This window comes from Vreelandella venusta (assembly GCF_044809155.1).
Classification (GTDB): Bacteria; Pseudomonadota; Gammaproteobacteria; order Pseudomonadales; family Halomonadaceae; genus Vreelandella; species Vreelandella venusta_B.
The window spans coordinates 1,815,635-1,830,730 of sequence record NZ_CP085241.1; the positions used below are offsets into that span (position 1 = coordinate 1,815,635).

The following is a 15,096-nucleotide window of genomic DNA, read 5'->3' on the forward strand; positions in this document are numbered from 1 at the left end:
CACTGTGAGGTTAAAAATTATAACCAAGACCTACCGTATAAGCCCAAGCACCATCGTCTTGAAATGCATCTGATGCATCACTCGTGCTACTGAAAAGGAACTGATACTCGGCACGTGCAAGGAAATAGGTTTTAGCCAACACGTAGTATTTCATGCCCGTTTCCAAACCCGCGAAGGCGCTGTCTTGGACACCATCTCCGTAAAGTGCCCCAAGGCTGGCACCTATAAATGGTCGTGCGCGATCATCTAGAAATTGATAGTTAACGTAACCCCGGGTCGAGCCGTTCCAGAAATCATTGAGGATGTTCTCGTCTTCAATATTGGTATAGTTGATGCTTTGACGAACGCCTGCCACCAAATTATCTTGAACATACCAGCCCAAGTCGCCCGTCACGCCGAAGGTTCCACTGTTAAAGTTTCGATCAGTGCTGCCGGTGCCGGAAATGGAAAATTCGCGTTCGCCCTGCTCCGGACCATAATTCAAAGATTGTGCCGATGCTGCCATGGGCAATGCACTGAGAACGCCGAGCGTAAGAGCAATGGTTGTGACTTTAATCATGAGGATCTCCTGAGCTTTTGTACGCGCTTAATGTCTAGCGGTACAATTAAAGTTCGATTTACAAGATCCATACTCGCTAACCGGCGAATCAGCTGTCTGTGCGTTTGCATACTTATAAAAGAATAAAAATGAAGTTCGCCAATGTTGAATACTGTTCTGACAGTTAATTGTGAAAATCGTAAAGCCAAGCGAGACAACCTTTTACCTAAATAAGCATCATTTTGCCGCTGAACGTCATAAAAAACATTAAGATTATCAGCCCTTTAACGCAGCATATGAGTGAAGACCCTGAACATTTAACTAAAATGAATGTCTTATGTTTAGGTTTAATTAATTTTTACAGAGCGCCGCCGTCTCTTGTCCTCGACGGCTATTAGGTTGGTAACGACACCACCAGGAGGGAAAAACACAGCGCAGGGCTTGCACTGAGAACCACGGGAACCCTTCGACATCATTAAATTCCGCTACGCTTAAACTACATTATCGTTTCTGGCAAAGAGAAGTAATAACCATGAATTACAAATCCTATGGTGACCTGAGCGAGGACATCGCTGCATCCTTGTTTCTTGTTCAGGGGAAAGGCTACGACCTCGTCGTTGGTATTCCACGTAGTGGCATGATCCCGGCCAGCATGGTTGCTTTAGGCTTGCATATCGATGTGGTGGGACTTCCGGACTTCATTGCTAACCAACAGCTGAAAACTCGTTTGAGTCGCAAGACTCAAGGGCTGCCGAATGCTGCTTGGGATGCAAAAAAGATTCTTCTCGTCGACGACAGCGTTGTAACCGGGCGGACCATGCAGGAAGCACGGGATTCCATTCCCAACGACTGCCTTTGTACGATCGATACCTTGGCGATCTACGCAGATCCCAATGGTAAGCAGCACGTCGATATTTCCTTTTGCACTCTAGAGTCACCCCGCGCTTTCCAGTGGAACATCTTCTCACCCGATACGCTTTCCCAAGCCTGCGTCGACATTGATGGGGTGCTGTGCGTCGACCCAACTGCCCATCAGAACGATGATGGAGAGAAATACATTGCGTTTTTGAATAATGCTGAGCCTCTTTTCCTGCCTTCCGGCCGCATCGGCTGCCTAGTAACCAACCGTCTCGAGAAATACCGTAGCCAGACAGAGGAGTGGCTTAAGCAGCAGGGCATTGATTATGAGCGCCTGGTTATGCTGGATCTACCTTCGAGAGAAGAACGGCAGCGTCTGGGTGCCAGTTTTACGCATAAGGGCCTGTTATACAAAAACTCCGATTACACCTTCTTCATTGAGAGTAGCGCCATGCAGGCTGCGGATATTGCAAGAATCTCAGGGAAAGTTGTTTATTGCTGTCAAGACAACCAAGTCTATACAGCAACTAACGGAAAGAGTCTGCGCGGCTATGCCAAAAGGCTTCTTCGCACCATGAAATTGAAGTTGAGAACCTTCTCTGGCCTTCACCGCCGTCTTAAGAGTAATCGCTGATGATGGGCTGTGCCGTCCAACAAGCACGCCAAGAGACCAGAGGTGCTTAACTATTCAGCATATTTCTTCGTTGCTTTAAACACGAAATGACTGAAATACGTCCACTGCATCAGTGTGCACGAATCCTGTCATCGCTGGCATTCTCTCGATGCCGGCGCAAATGGCGATACAGACTCGATGCCGTCCGTCGGGGCCCCAAACGAGACTGCCATCACGCGTTAAGCTAATTTTAACCAGATCTTCCAGTTTGGTGCTCATCTTCCCTTGGGTGACAACCGTATTGAATATTTCATCAAGTCGTGCATACCTTTCCTTCAATGCCACGATTGAAGGAAAGCGACAGTGCTCACCTTTTTCCAATTTAGTTTGATAAAAATTGAAGAGAGATGTTTCGTGCCAGGGTCTTCCTTCGAGCCAATGAGCAGAGCAACTAATAAATGGATCCATCTCGGTAAATTTCACCTTCTCTACCCGTGCAATATCCCATTCACCATCAAGCAAGGCGCCTCCATCAAACCCCGTTCTACGTTTCATAGCCCGCCAATCCGCAACCTGTATATGCCCAGTAATGGCAATGGGGTCGACCCAGATTACTTCTCCCTCACATGGCGCATTCATACCATTTGCCTTATGAAACCGCGTGTGGTGGATTTTTTTCTTTAAAGAGAGGTAAAACACTCTCTCAATTGTCTTATAGAGAGACTTCAGGCCTGCCTTGATCTGATTCTCTGTACTATTAACTGTCATCTCTTTAGCCATCATACACCCCATTAATTGAACTTTATTTCAAACATTAAGCGCAACACCTGCGGTTTTCAGCGCTCTGTGTACTCTCCCAGAAACACTTGTGCCGATGTCCGATCCCACCACCATTGTTCACTTTGGCAACGACTCTCTAGAGTGTTGATTCGCTCTCCTGACGGCAGGGAAAAAAATGGGGGTCATCCAATTTTCGCGTTTCTGTGGACTGTGCTGAAAGGGTTGATTCTGGGGGCGGGGGAGGAAGACGACGAAAATCAGCACGCAGCTGTTCCGCTTCTTTCCTACGAGCTTGAAGTTCTTCGGGCATTGCTCGTGTCAGCGTGTCACCGTCCTCGGGAGAACTGGGTGGCTCGCCATAGCAACGAATGAGTTCGGGCAGGCTCATAATACAATGTCCATCGCCGCGCCCCCTGCATGAAAGGCGGCCTTCATCGATATGGCGGAACAGCGTCTTACGCTGCTTTCCGTACAGTTTTGCAGCCTCAGTGATCGTCATATTCATGGTTTGTCACCCCGTGTTACTTGGGAGTATGGCATCCACTCAACGCCACGCCACCTTCTGACAGGGTAAAGATTAAAAATTTAAGAAGAATTTATGAATAATTTATGACTGAGAAGGAGAAGAAAATTAGTCCTTCAGATAAGACGTAAAGCACCAAGCGGAGCAACTCCTGCTGCTCCGAAATAACTGCGCGCAGTTCTTGAAGTGACCAGAGCGAACAATATCTTGGTATGCCAGTATCGCTGCGACCGACTCAGCCCATGGCGATACAGGACCAATGTTTGCAAATGGCTTTGAAGGTGTACACGAAATTACCTGAGGTCAAAAACTGCAAAAAATTTGTGAAAAATTATTGGTTATTTTTGAGCGGCCTTACTAGTCTGTACAATAGTTATCCAAGATAGGATCTACGGATAACTCTTGTATGGAATCCTTTGGTAGGTCATTGCTCACCAGACTATGCATCAATGCCTTTCTCTTGAGTAACGTCTACTCACAAAAAAAACCGGAGATTCTCATGGAACTTGAAGCTTTATCCGTAGGGCAATACTACTTTGTCCAGAATGGCTACTCATTCGGCTTTGCCGTAATGGCCGCCGCAACGCTATTTTTCTGGTTAATGAAGTCTGAGATTGCCCCGGCCTACCGCCTAGCCATCACCATTACCGGGTTGGTTACGGCCGTGGCTGCTTACCACTATCTTCAAATCATGCTGTCTTGGGGAGCCGCCGTTGACGTCACGTCTGGTGAAGTCGTCTCAACTGGCAAGCCTTTCAACCAAGCCTATCGTTATGTCGACTGGTTGCTGACGGTGCCGCTGTTGTTAATAGAGCTAATACTAGTCATGCGCTTGTCTAGAAAAGAAACCATTAAGAAATCGACGATTCTGGGTGGTGCTGCTGCTTTGATGATCGTGCTTGGTTATCCAGGTGAAGTATCCAGTGTAGGCGGCTTGCGCTTCGTATTCTGGGTGCTCTCAATGATTCCGTTCGTTTACATCGTTTACCAGCTTGTGGTGGGTCTTAAAGAGTCCATTTCACAGCAACCGGAAAACGTGAAGAACTTGATCAACATCTCAGTCTACTTGGTCATTGGTTCTTGGTTGTTCTACCCCATCGTCTACCTCTTTCCGTTGGTCGGTTTGGAAGGCGGAGCTGCCATTACAGCCGTTGAAATCGGCTACACAGTAGCGGATATCGTTGCTAAGGCTGTCTTTGGTGTCTTCATCTTCGTGATTGCCATGCGTAAATCAGAGGTAGAGACGCAGGGTGCGCCAGCCACTCACCATGCAGCTAATGTTGAAGCAGACGACGAAAAAGAAACGTCAACGCTCTCTTAAGCGCCGACTTTCATAGAAGGAGTTGCTTTCGGCCAAGGATGGCCCCGTGCAAAAGGACGCTGGCATGGCCACTGCAACCCTCAATCAAACCGCCAATTTCAAAGCTGATGGTGGCATCGAGACAATGAAAGCACCATCCGATGTGAGTGACGTTGAACGCGAACTCGAACAAGTAAATGCATTAATGCGTGAAAGCCTTAATGCGGCGGATAATTGGCCAGCGCAAGCCGCTAGCCTTTATCATCTTGAGACGGGCGGAAGTCAATTGCGCGCTCGTTTAGCATTGCTCAGTGGGATGGCGTTCAAGTCATCAAGTGCCCATCGAATTGCCGCTGCTGCCGCATCTGAGCTTATGCATAATGCATCGCTTGTGCACGATGATCTGTGCGACGGCGACAGTGAACGCCGTGGGCAGCCGACTGTCTGGAAACGTGACAACCCTGGAGTTGCGCTCTGCACAGGCGATCTTTTACTCACCGCGGCCTTCCGTGCTGCCCTGAATAGTGACCAACCCGCGCACAGCTTATCGCTGATTCAGCTCCTGACCGAGCGATCAGGCCAGGTGATTGCCGGTCAGAGCATCGAATTAGCCTCGCGCGGCTCCTGCAATGCTGACTGCCAAGATGCTATCCATCATCAACGACTTGTTCCCACTGTTACCGAGTACCTGCAAGCAACAATGGCCAAGACGGCTCCCTTGATTGCACTGCCTCTGGAAGCCGCGGCAATAGGCGGGAATATTAATGAGCAGCAATGCGTACAGCTTCACCGGTTTGCAAAAGCCGTGGGGCTGGCTTATCAAATTATTGATGATTTAGATGATCTAGATGTTGGTTGCGCACAACGCCTGCAGCCAGAACACTACCATTGTTATCACGCTTGGCCGCGTCATTGGCCGGTTCGGTCACAGCGGCTGTCGAACCCAGCTTCTCAAGCCATGTGCCGCGCCACCCGGCATGCCTCAGCGGCGTTAACCCGTGCAAATGCTCTTATTCAGCTCTTTCCCAACTCACTTGGCATGGCATTACAAGATGTTTTGGCAAAGCTGCGCCATCGTCTTGAGAAACATCAACTGATAATAACGACCTATTTTGAGCAACTGTCTGGGTCAGACCAGGATATCAATGCTATGCAAGAGTTGTCTTTATGAGCGCTTTGACACTTAACCCAGCATCCGTGCATGGCAAGGCCGTTGTCATTGGATCGGGATTTGGCGGAATTGCCGTTGCTCTGCGCCTGTTGTCCGAAGGCTGGAACGTCGAGTTGCTTGAACGCCATGCGGATATCGGTGGACGTGCCCGCGTTTTCCATTTAGACGGGGTTGCTTTTGATGCTGGGCCGACAGTGATTACCGCGCCTTTCATTTTTGAGGCACTGTTTGAGCGCTTTGGCGAACGTTTGGAAGAGCATGTCACTCTTATGCCCGTTGAACCTTTCTACCGGATGGATTTTGCCGATGGTAGCTATTTTGACTACAAAAGCGGTATCGATGACACCGTCGCAGAAATCGAGCGATTATCGCCAGGAGAAGGCGCTGCTTATGCAGATTTTCTGAAAGCGACAGAGGTAATGTATCAGCGCGGTTTTGTCGATCTGGCGGAGCAGCCCTTCACTAAAGTGACGGACATGCTCAAAGTATTACCCGACTTGGTCCGACTGCGGGCCGATGTCAGCCTGTACGGTTTTGTGTCGCGTTTTTTCAACGACGAGCGATTGCGTAAAGCGTTTTCCGTGCCTTCATTGTTGGTGGGCGGACACCCGTACCGCACATCGTCACTTTACGGATTGATTCATGCTCTTGAGCGCCGTGGCGGCGTCTGGTACCCAAAAGGAGGCACGGGTGCACTGATTGCGGCGCTTGCCGCCTTATTTCAACGACACGGCGGACTCATCAGGACCTGTCAGCAGGTTAGTGCAATCAGTGCGGAGCGTCACTATGTTACCGGCGTGGAGGTGGTGACGGGCGAGCACTACGAGGCTGATATTGTGGTCAGCAATGTCGACCCGCTGCATGTCTATGAGCACTGGTTGCCGATGAGGGGCTGGGGTCGCTTATTGAATAGATGGCGACGCCGTATGAAACAGTCGATGGGACTGGTAGTGGTCTACTTCACCACGCAACGGCGTTATCCAGAGCTTGAACATCACACGATTGTCTTCGGTGATACGTTCAAAGAGATCCTTGACGCCATTTTCGATAAGCATGAGCTGCTTGATGATCTCAGCCTTTATCTTCACCGTCCGAGCGCCACTGACCCAGAGATGGCGCCTGCCAACGGTGATGCGTTCTATGTATTAGCGCCGGTGCCAAACCTCAACGGAAAGCAAGATTGGGACAAACTTGAGCCAATTCTCACACAACACATTTTGCTGACCTTACAGCAGCGCTTAATGCCTGATCTGTTTGAACAGTTGGGTGCCACCCATTCAATAACGCCGCGCTATTTCCAGGATGCACTTTCGAGCCCTTTTGGGAGCGGTTTTTCGATTGCGCCCACGTTGACACAATCGGCAGGGCTACGATTCCATAACCGTTCTCCGCACTTTGACAACCTGTATTTTGTAGGTGCAGGCACACACCCCGGCGCCGGTGTGCCAGGTGTAGTTTCTTCTGCTGGCGTTGTCGCACGGTTGGTACAGGAAGACAGCCACAAACGTCAAAAGCGGCTGATGACCATGCAAGGTAAAAACGTCCTATGACTACTCCAAGCACAACGTCTCAAGCAACTCTGCGCCTGCACGGCCGAAGCTTTCATTGGGCGGGACGTTTTTTGCCTGCTTATCAGTTGCAGTCTGGAGCGCAGCTTTATCATGTATGCCGACAAGTGGACGATATTGCCGATAATGCGACCACCATCGCAGAGCGGCTTCGCGCCAGACAGATGCTTTGCCTTTTGCAGCAGAGGCTTGCTTCGCGCTCCCCTGGTGAGCCGTACTTGCTCATGGTTTTAGAGGACCAATCAACTGATACCCCCATTGAATACACGCAAGCGTTGCCGCTATCGCCAATTGATCGAGATTTTGTGGCAACGCTTGAAACTGATATCTGCTCATTGTTTAGTCCCGGTTCCAGGGCTTATCACGCTATGCAAGACCTAATTACGACTATGACCGTTGACCTGTCCCGTCTGCATCTAACCAGCGAGTCGGCGCTGTTGCATTATGCTTATGGGGCAGCGGGAACGGTTGGCGTGATGATGTGTAATTTGCTCGACGCCAAACAGCCGGATCGTGCGTTGGCTTTTGCTATTGACCTAGGTATTGCCATGCAAATGACCAACATCGCGCGCGACGTTCTTGAAGACGCTCATGACGGTCGGCTGTATCTGCCTGCTGCCTGGATGTCTGGTGATGTCACGGCAGACCAGATTGCCGCAGGCGATGACCAGGCACGCCAGCAGGCTTGGCAGGCGATTCAACAATTGTTGGCACTGGCTGAACATTATTATGTCAGCGGGTGGCAAGGCCTCGCTTATCTGCCGGCTAGGGCGCGACTAGCAATAGGCGTTGCGTTACGTATCTACCGTGATATCGGTCGGCGTATTCATCGCCTCAATGCTACGCAGTATTGGGGCCATCGTGTGGTTGTGCCAAGCTTGGCGAAGGCTTACCAGAGCATATTGGCATTGCCAGCCCTAGTGCCTGCTAAGTCCCCCGTTCATGACGAGACACTTCATCATTCTCTGGGCCGTACCCTGGCATTTTACGATGGCGCTAGTAGTCATGGAGCCATTTAAGTATGCCAGCCGATACCGATGTCGCCATTCTAGGAGCTGGTCTCGCAGGCCTCAGCATCGCGAGTTGGCTGGTAGACACTATTCCACCACACAAGTCGGCGCCCCGCGTTCATCTGCTTGAGGCCCGCCATGAAGACACCAATGACCGGACTTGGTGCTTCTGGGATCAGCAACCGCACCCTTTTCGCGAGGCGATCAGTCATCGTTGGCCGCGTTGGCAGGTCAAATTTGAAAACCAGTGCGTCGAACGCGAAGATCAAGACCACTGCTACTCTCTGTTATCTGCTGATGCCATGCGGCGTTCTGCCTATACGGCGATGGCGACGCGCCCAGAGTTTCATGTGACGTACGGTATTGACGTCGGCACGATTTCACCTCTGGACGATGGCCTGCAAATTACCACTTCCAAGGGTGAGTTGACATCAAATCTAGTCATCGATACTCGCCCGCCGGAACCCGCTATGCTGTCTTCCCATAAGGGCGTCTGGCAGGTTTTTCATGGCGTTGAAGTGCATCGCACCAACCATGGGGTTTCACCCTCAACCGCTTGTTTAATGGATTTTCAAAGCGGCTTGAGTGGGGTCAATTTCGTTTATCTGTTACCTCTGGATGATCATCGGCTGTTAGCTGAATGGACCTGTTTCCACGTTGATAATACGCACCCCTTCTGCCAGCGATTGTTATCGCAGCAAATCCCTTATCAACTCACTGAATGGTTGAATAAACAGCTGGGAAACCAGTGGACGCTATTGCGGCAGGAAACGGGCTGCCTACCTATGATGCCTGTGGTGCCGCCGTCACTTAACTCACGTTACTTGGCTGCTGGCATACGCGGCGGGTGGATGCGTCCTGCTACAGGATACATGTTTGCCAGCTGCCAACGAGGGTCGGCAGACGTGGCTAGGCAAGTTTATAAAGCTAGCGAAACCGGTTGCTGGAAGCTAACGCCGCCGAAGCTGCGTTCCTCAACACTTGAGTGGATGGATAAGGTTTTTTTACAGGCGTTGCGTCAATCCCCTGAGCAGGCTCCCGGTTGGTTTATGCAATTGTTCAAACGTACTAGTGCGGTTGAACAGCGTCGTTTTTTAGGCGATGAGCCGCATCTAGGTGATTTGCTGGCCATTATGCGTGGATTACCCTCTGGACCATTTTTGAGGGCGGCCATTAGGCTAGCGCGAAACTCGTAGACGTATACTTTCTGACAGACATAGCATCGAATTGTCAGGCAGTTTTCATACATGGGAGAGGCACCATGCCCGAAATCAATTCTGCCACGGCAGAGTCCCACCGCGTTTGGGTGATGATGGCTGCGCTCTTTCTTGGTGTGATAGCCGCTTGGCTACCCAAGCTCGAGCTAGATCTGCAGTTCTGGATGATTTTAATTCCTATTGCGCTGTTTGGCTTGTCTCACGGCGGCGCCGATCCGGTGATCATTAACGCTCTCAAGGAGTTTCGCGGGCGTAGTAACCTTCAGTGGCTGGCAGGTTATGTGGCGCTAATGGCCTTCACCATAGCGTTTATTGTTTGGCAACCGACGCTTGCACTGGTGGGCTTTTTGGGACTTTCAATATGGCACTTTGCGATAACAGATTGCATTTTCTTACCCAAAGGCGGGCATACCGGGTTGGGATGGTTAAGCGGCAGCTTGCCTATCATTGGCCCGATGGCAGGAAACCCGGAACAAGTAGCGATACTGTTTGCTTGGCTATTGCAACAGGATCAAGAAGTGGTTTCGACTATCGTGATACCGACAGGACGCCTGCTAATACTGGGCTGGGTATTGTTGCTCGTTATTGCTATGTCTCTGACGCAAAGCAGAAGCCGTACTAAGTTACTCCTTGAACTTTGTACCTTGGCTGCGCCAATGCTTCTTTTACCTCCATTGCTTGCCTTCGCTTTTTACTTTTGTATTGTGCATAGCCTGCGTCATTTTTTGCTTCTGCTGGGCGCAGAACATCGGGTGTTCAAGGCGATTGACGTCAAAATACTTGCACGACGCGCAGCTCCCGCCACCGTTATCGCTATTGCGCTAGGGGGGATTGCCTGGTGGGCCATGAGTGGCGCGAGTGCCAATCTTGAAAGCGCTTGGCTCGAAAACGCCGTCAGGGTGATTTTCTGGGGTTTGGCTGTTTTGACAGTGCCGCATGCATTGTTGGTGGCGTTATGGATAGCGACCAAACATGATGCTCAACATTAATACAGAACCATTTTCACACGCATGGTTCATCAGCATAGGGCCAACTGCATGGCGCATACTCGAAATACCGTTGTATCCTTTGATAACGAACCCTTAATCCTCGTTGATGAACAAAATCAAATATTGGGATACGACTCTAAATTAGCATGCCATCAAGGTCAGGGGCAGTTGCACAGGGCCTTCTCCGTGTTTGTGTTCAATAGTGATAATGACCTTTTATTGCAACAACGCAGTGCGATGAAACCACTTTGGCCACTCTACTGGTCAAATAGTTGTTGTAGCCACCCGCGCAGGGGGGAGGATGACATGGCCTCTGTGAAACGACGACTGAAAGAGGAACTCTCCATCTCACCTCACCCCAAGTTTCTCTATCGTTTTCGTTATAAAGCCGTGTTTGGCGATGCTGGAGCCGAGAATGAGCTATGCTCAGTTTATGTAGCGCGCTCGGATAAAAAAATTATCCTTAATGAAAACGAAGTAGCGGATTGCCGTTATATTGCACCTGAAGCATTAGATGAAGAATTGCGTCAAAACGCTGAATGCTTCACTCCGTGGTTCAAACTTGAATGGCCACTCATACGTAAAAAATATTGGCTGCAAGTCGAGTCTCTTTGAGGTGATGAAGTTCTCCGAGGTGACGAAGTCCTCGATTTTTATACAACAGTGCCATAATTACTATTATAAAACTCACAATGACTTTGAAAAGCAGAACTTAACTTGAGGGGAATATTCAAAATGATAGCAAACATCAAATTCTAGAGAGGACTCTACAGTATGAGCTGAGGCAGTTTTGAAGATAGCAAATTTGTAGAGGTTCTTGACACGGGAATGGCGGAGCTTATGTCTTCACATGACAACATCCCATTTCGCAGAATTACTACAAAGATGGGTTATATCACGAGAAACCAGAACTTATGTCAAAAAAGGCCGGAAACGACAGAAATGGAGGCGGCCCCAAAAGCCACATCCCGGCACACGCAGCCACCACTACCGTTGCTCCCTTCCGGGCCTGGCGGGGTTCGCAGTTTAGCGTTGCGGGAGGACCTAAGGGGCCACCATAGTTGTATGCCTTAATACAGCATACTTACGCTGGTTGGTGGCTACGCCCTGATTTGAACAGGGGACCCCATCATTATGAGTGATGTGCTCTAACCAGCTGAGCTACGTAGCCTTTCCGACACCAGCGGGTGCAGAGTATGCCTATATCAGCGCCAAAAGGCAAGCCGAAACGGCCTGCCTTTTATTGGCGTTTAGCGTACTGGCTTACAGCGCGGCCTGCACAGCGGGTAGTGCTTCGCCACCGTCACGGGTCGTGACGCCCTCCAGCCACACCGCTAGCACCTCTGGTTTTTGGTTGAGATACGTTCGCGCTGCCTCACGCGGATCAATCCCCTCATCCATGATGGCGCTCATTAGCTGGTTTTCCATCTCCAGCGTGAACGTCATGTTGCTCAGCAGCTCGCCCACGTTGGGGCAAGACTCAACAAATCCTGCGCGGGTATTGGTATATACTGTCGCGCCGCCTAGATTCGGGCCAAAGTAGTCGTCTGCATCCGAAAGGTAGGCCATATCGAAATTAGTGTTCATGGGATGCGGCTCCCAACCCAGGAACACCATCCACTTTTCGTTAGGCACTCGTGCGCGAAGCTCGGCCAGCATCCCCGCCTCGCTGGAATCGACCACCTGCCAATCCCCTAGCCCATAAGCATCGTCATCGATCATTTGCTCGATAAGTTCGTTACCGTCGTTACCCGCCTCAATGCCGTGAATACGCTGCTCGAACTGCTCAGCGTGTTCGGCTAAATCGTTTACTGAGGTAACGCCGGCATCATACACATACTGAGGTACCGCCAGCGTGTATTTAGCCCCCTCAAGGTTGGCTACTAAGCGCTCCACTTCTCCGCTTTCAATATACGGATCGCTAATGGAGGCCATTGAGGGCATCCAGTTACCTAGAAAGACGTCAAAATCATTATTACGCATACCGGCATAGGCAATCGGTACTGACACCGTATCTACGCGTGGCTCGTACCCCAGCGCTTCTAACACTTCACTTGCCATCGCGGTGGTCGCGGTTATGTCGGTCCAACCCACTTCTGCAAAACGAACGCTGCTGCACTCGTTCGCAGAAGCGACTGCCGGCAACCCGGCGGCGATTAGAAGAGCGGCAAATCCTCGTGAGTAGTGTGGTTTTGTCATTATCAATCCCCTTTCTCGTTGACCATCAAACTGTTTCGAATAGGCACATTAAAGGTTTTGCTTCAGTCACTTAGCTTTAAAACCCAGCAACTAAGCAGCATCCATTTTTATTGATTGAACGTTCAATAAAAAAATGTCATCATGACTAGGTAACCATGCCTACCCCTGCTTTTCAAGGCTCAGGGGTAATGGGCATTCAACGTCATTAGGAGATAGCTGTGCCTAAGGTGGGAATGGAACCAATACGCCGCCAGCAGTTAATTAAGGCCACCATGGCGGCTATTGATGAGGTTGGCCTTGCTGAGGCAACGGTGATGCGTATCGCCCGCCACGCGGGGGTCTCTGCAGGTATTATTAGCCACTATTTTGGCGGCAAGGATGGCTTACTCGAAGCCACCATGCGGCAAATTTTGACGGATCTCAGCGATGCTGTCGCAGCACGCCGTCACGCGTTGGAAGATGACTCCCCTCGCGCCCATATTGGCGCCATCATCGAGGGTAACTTCGACCGCACCCAGGTCACCGGGCCAGCCGCTAAAACCTGGCTCGCTTTTTGGGCGAGCAGCATGCATAAGCCCGTGCTCCAACGTTTGCAGTATGTGAATGACCGGCGCCTCTACGCCAACCTCTGCTACCAGTTCCGCAAAGTCATGACTCGGCGCGACGCCCGCAACGCTGCCCGCGGGTTAGCCGCGATGATCGACGGCCTCTGGCTACGCGGTGCGTTAACGCCCGAAGGGTTGGATGCCGAAGAAGCACGTCATCTTGCGCACACCTATCTCGACCAGCTACTGACCCATTACGGATGCCTAAAAGATGCATCCGCTGCCGAACTTTATTAAGGAGATCAGCATGGCCGCTCAAGACGTACAGCCCCTCTACATCGATGGTCGCCCGGTTGATGCCACCTCCGGCGAAACATTTACCGTAACCAATCCGTATGATGGCAGCCTGCTGGCCACCATTGGCCAGGCAAGCCAAGCCGATGTCGACAGCGCCGTTGAAGCCGCACAGCGTGGCCAGCGCGAGTGGGCCGCCATGACCGGCATGGAGCGTTCGCGCATTCTGCTGCGCGCCGTGGCGCTGCTGCGTGAACGCAACGATGAACTTGCCGAACTGGAAACGCGCAATACCGGCAAGCCGATTAGCGAAACCGCCAGCGTCGATATCGTCACCGGTGCCGATGCACTGGAGTACTACGCAGGTCTTGCACCCGCTATTGAGGGTAGCCAGATTCCATTGCGCGATAGCTCATTCGTCTACACCCGCCGTGAGCCGCTGGGCGTGATTGGCGCAATTGGCGCATGGAACTACCCGATTCAAATTGCCTGCTGGAAAGCCGCACCGGCGCTGGCAGCGGGTAACGCCATTGTGTTCAAACCCAGTGAAGTCACTCCACTGACAGCGATCAAACTGGCCGAGATTTTCACCGAAGCAGGCCTACCCAACGGCGTATTCAACGTGGTACAGGGGGATGGCCACGTGGGCGCCATGCTGACCGAACACGAAGGCATTGCCAAAGTCTCGTTCACCGGTGAAGTGGGCACAGGCAAGAAGGTTATGGCAGCGGCCGGTGGCTCCACGCTGAAAGATGTCACCATGGAGCTAGGCGGCAAGTCTCCGCTGATCGTCTTTGCCGATGCCGATCTCGACCGCGCTGCGGATGCCGCTATGATGGCGAACTTCTACTCCAGCGGCCAAATCTGCACTAACGGCACCCGCGTGTTTGTTGAGCGCAGTGTTCAACAGGCGTTTGAGGCCAAGCTGGTAGAGCGCGTGGCGCGCATCAAAGCGGGCGACCCGATGGATCCCAGCATCAACTTCGGGCCGTTGGTCAGCTTTGAACACCAGGAAAAAGTGCTCTCTTACATCGCGCTTGGCAAAGAGCAAGGCGCGCGAGTGCTGGCCGGTGGCGAAACATGGAACAGCGGCGAATGGGCGAAAGGCGCTTGGGCAGCCCCCACCATCTTCACTGACTGCACCGATGAGATGCGCGTCGTCAAAGAAGAGATCTTTGGCCCAGTGATGTCCGTGCTTACGTTTGATGACGAAGACGAAGTGATCCGCCGCGCCAACGACACCAAGTATGGCTTGGCTGCCGGCGTCTTCAGCGAGAGCCTGAACCGCGCTCACCGCGTGATTCACCAGCTGGAAGCGGGAATCTGCTGGGTCAACACCTGGGGCGAGTCGCCTTCTGAAATGCCGGTAGGCGGCTACAAAGAGTCGGGGATTGGCCGTGAAAACGGTGTTGAAACGCTAAATCACTACACTCAGACCAAGTCCGTACAGATCGAGATGGGCCCGTTTGAGTCGGTGTTTTAAAGGAGCCC

At 51.4% G+C, this 15,096-nt stretch carries 14 protein-coding genes, 1 tRNA gene and 1 other RNA gene; 10 read left to right on the forward strand and 6 right to left on the reverse strand.

Annotated features, from left to right (window positions below; genetic code table 11):
* Positions 1-10: 10 nt before the first annotated feature.
* A complete protein-coding gene (locus LG301_RS08590) occupies positions 11-559 on the reverse strand; it encodes a hypothetical protein (protein WP_404470665.1) in 549 nt (182 codons plus the stop codon).
* A gap of 511 nt (positions 560-1,070) precedes the next feature.
* Between LG301_RS08590 and LG301_RS08595 the strand changes: the two genes are divergently transcribed.
* On the forward strand, positions 1,071-2,030 hold the full coding sequence (locus LG301_RS08595; RefSeq protein WP_404470666.1) for a phosphoribosyltransferase: 960 nt from the start codon (positions 1,071-1,073) through the stop codon (positions 2,028-2,030).
* A 75-nt stretch (positions 2,031-2,105) separates the two neighbouring features.
* Here the strand turns inward: LG301_RS08595 and LG301_RS08600 are convergent, their stop codons facing one another.
* Complete coding sequence (locus tag LG301_RS08600; protein WP_404470667.1) at positions 2,106-2,792, reverse strand: hypothetical protein; 687 nt, start codon at positions 2,790-2,792, stop codon at positions 2,106-2,108.
* A gap of 133 nt (positions 2,793-2,925) precedes the next feature.
* Positions 2,926-3,294, reverse strand: coding sequence for a hypothetical protein (locus LG301_RS08605; protein ID WP_404470668.1), 369 nt, complete (start codon positions 3,292-3,294; stop codon positions 2,926-2,928).
* 517 nt (positions 3,295-3,811) lie between these two features.
* Here LG301_RS08605 and LG301_RS08610 point away from each other — a divergent pair.
* The 7 genes from LG301_RS08610 (at position 3,812) to idi (ending at position 11,182) form a co-directional block, all read left to right on the forward strand.
* Positions 3,812-4,633: a bacteriorhodopsin-like gene (locus LG301_RS08610; protein WP_404470669.1), complete on the forward strand. Its 822-nt coding sequence runs from the start codon at positions 3,812-3,814 to the stop codon at positions 4,631-4,633.
* 64 nt (positions 4,634-4,697) lie between these two features.
* Positions 4,698-5,783: a polyprenyl synthetase family protein gene (locus tag LG301_RS08615; protein ID WP_404470670.1), complete on the forward strand. Its 1,086-nt coding sequence runs from the start codon at positions 4,698-4,700 to the stop codon at positions 5,781-5,783.
* Entirely contained in the window at positions 5,780-7,333 is a 1,554-nt protein-coding gene (gene crtI / locus LG301_RS08620) for a phytoene desaturase family protein (RefSeq protein WP_404470671.1), read from the forward strand. Before LG301_RS08615 ends, crtI begins: the two co-directional genes overlap by 4 nt.
* Positions 7,330-8,370 (forward strand): phytoene/squalene synthase family protein, encoded by a 1,041-nt coding sequence (locus LG301_RS08625; RefSeq protein ID WP_404470672.1) that lies wholly within the window; start codon positions 7,330-7,332, stop codon positions 8,368-8,370. The genes crtI and LG301_RS08625 overlap by 4 nt, the downstream gene beginning before the upstream one ends.
* 2 nt (positions 8,371-8,372) lie before the next feature.
* Positions 8,373-9,557, forward strand: coding sequence for a lycopene cyclase family protein (locus LG301_RS08630; RefSeq protein ID WP_404470673.1), 1,185 nt, complete (start codon positions 8,373-8,375; stop codon positions 9,555-9,557).
* A gap of 65 nt (positions 9,558-9,622) precedes the next feature.
* Positions 9,623-10,567, forward strand: coding sequence for a Brp/Blh family beta-carotene 15,15'-dioxygenase (locus LG301_RS08635; RefSeq protein WP_404470674.1), 945 nt, complete (start codon positions 9,623-9,625; stop codon positions 10,565-10,567).
* Between the two features lie 48 nt (positions 10,568-10,615).
* Positions 10,616-11,182: an isopentenyl-diphosphate Delta-isomerase gene (gene idi, locus LG301_RS08640; protein WP_404470675.1), complete on the forward strand. Its 567-nt coding sequence runs from the start codon at positions 10,616-10,618 to the stop codon at positions 11,180-11,182.
* A gap of 337 nt (positions 11,183-11,519) precedes the next feature.
* On the opposite strand, the gene ffs is transcribed toward idi, so the two are convergent.
* The 3 genes from ffs to LG301_RS08655 all read right to left on the reverse strand — a co-directional run bounded on the left by ffs (position 11,520) and on the right by LG301_RS08655 (position 12,766).
* Positions 11,520-11,616: signal recognition particle sRNA small type (gene ffs, locus LG301_RS08645), an RNA gene on the reverse strand.
* A 45-nt stretch (positions 11,617-11,661) separates the two neighbouring features.
* Positions 11,662-11,738, reverse strand: a tRNA-Met gene (locus tag LG301_RS08650).
* A gap of 92 nt (positions 11,739-11,830) precedes the next feature.
* A complete protein-coding gene (locus LG301_RS08655; RefSeq protein WP_404470676.1) occupies positions 11,831-12,766 on the reverse strand; it encodes a choline ABC transporter substrate-binding protein in 936 nt (311 codons plus the stop codon).
* Between the two features lie 233 nt (positions 12,767-12,999).
* Between LG301_RS08655 and betI the strand changes: the two genes are divergently transcribed.
* Both betI and betB read left to right on the forward strand, forming a co-directional pair.
* Entirely contained in the window at positions 13,000-13,608 is a 609-nt protein-coding gene (betI, locus tag LG301_RS08660) for a transcriptional regulator BetI (RefSeq protein WP_404470677.1), read from the forward strand.
* Positions 13,609-13,618: 10 nt separating this feature from the next.
* Positions 13,619-15,088 carry a betaine-aldehyde dehydrogenase gene (gene betB, locus LG301_RS08665; RefSeq protein ID WP_404470679.1) on the forward strand — a complete coding sequence of 490 codons (1,470 nt, stop codon included), beginning with the start codon at positions 13,619-13,621 and terminating at the stop codon, positions 15,086-15,088.
* Positions 15,089-15,096: the final 8 nt, after the last annotated feature.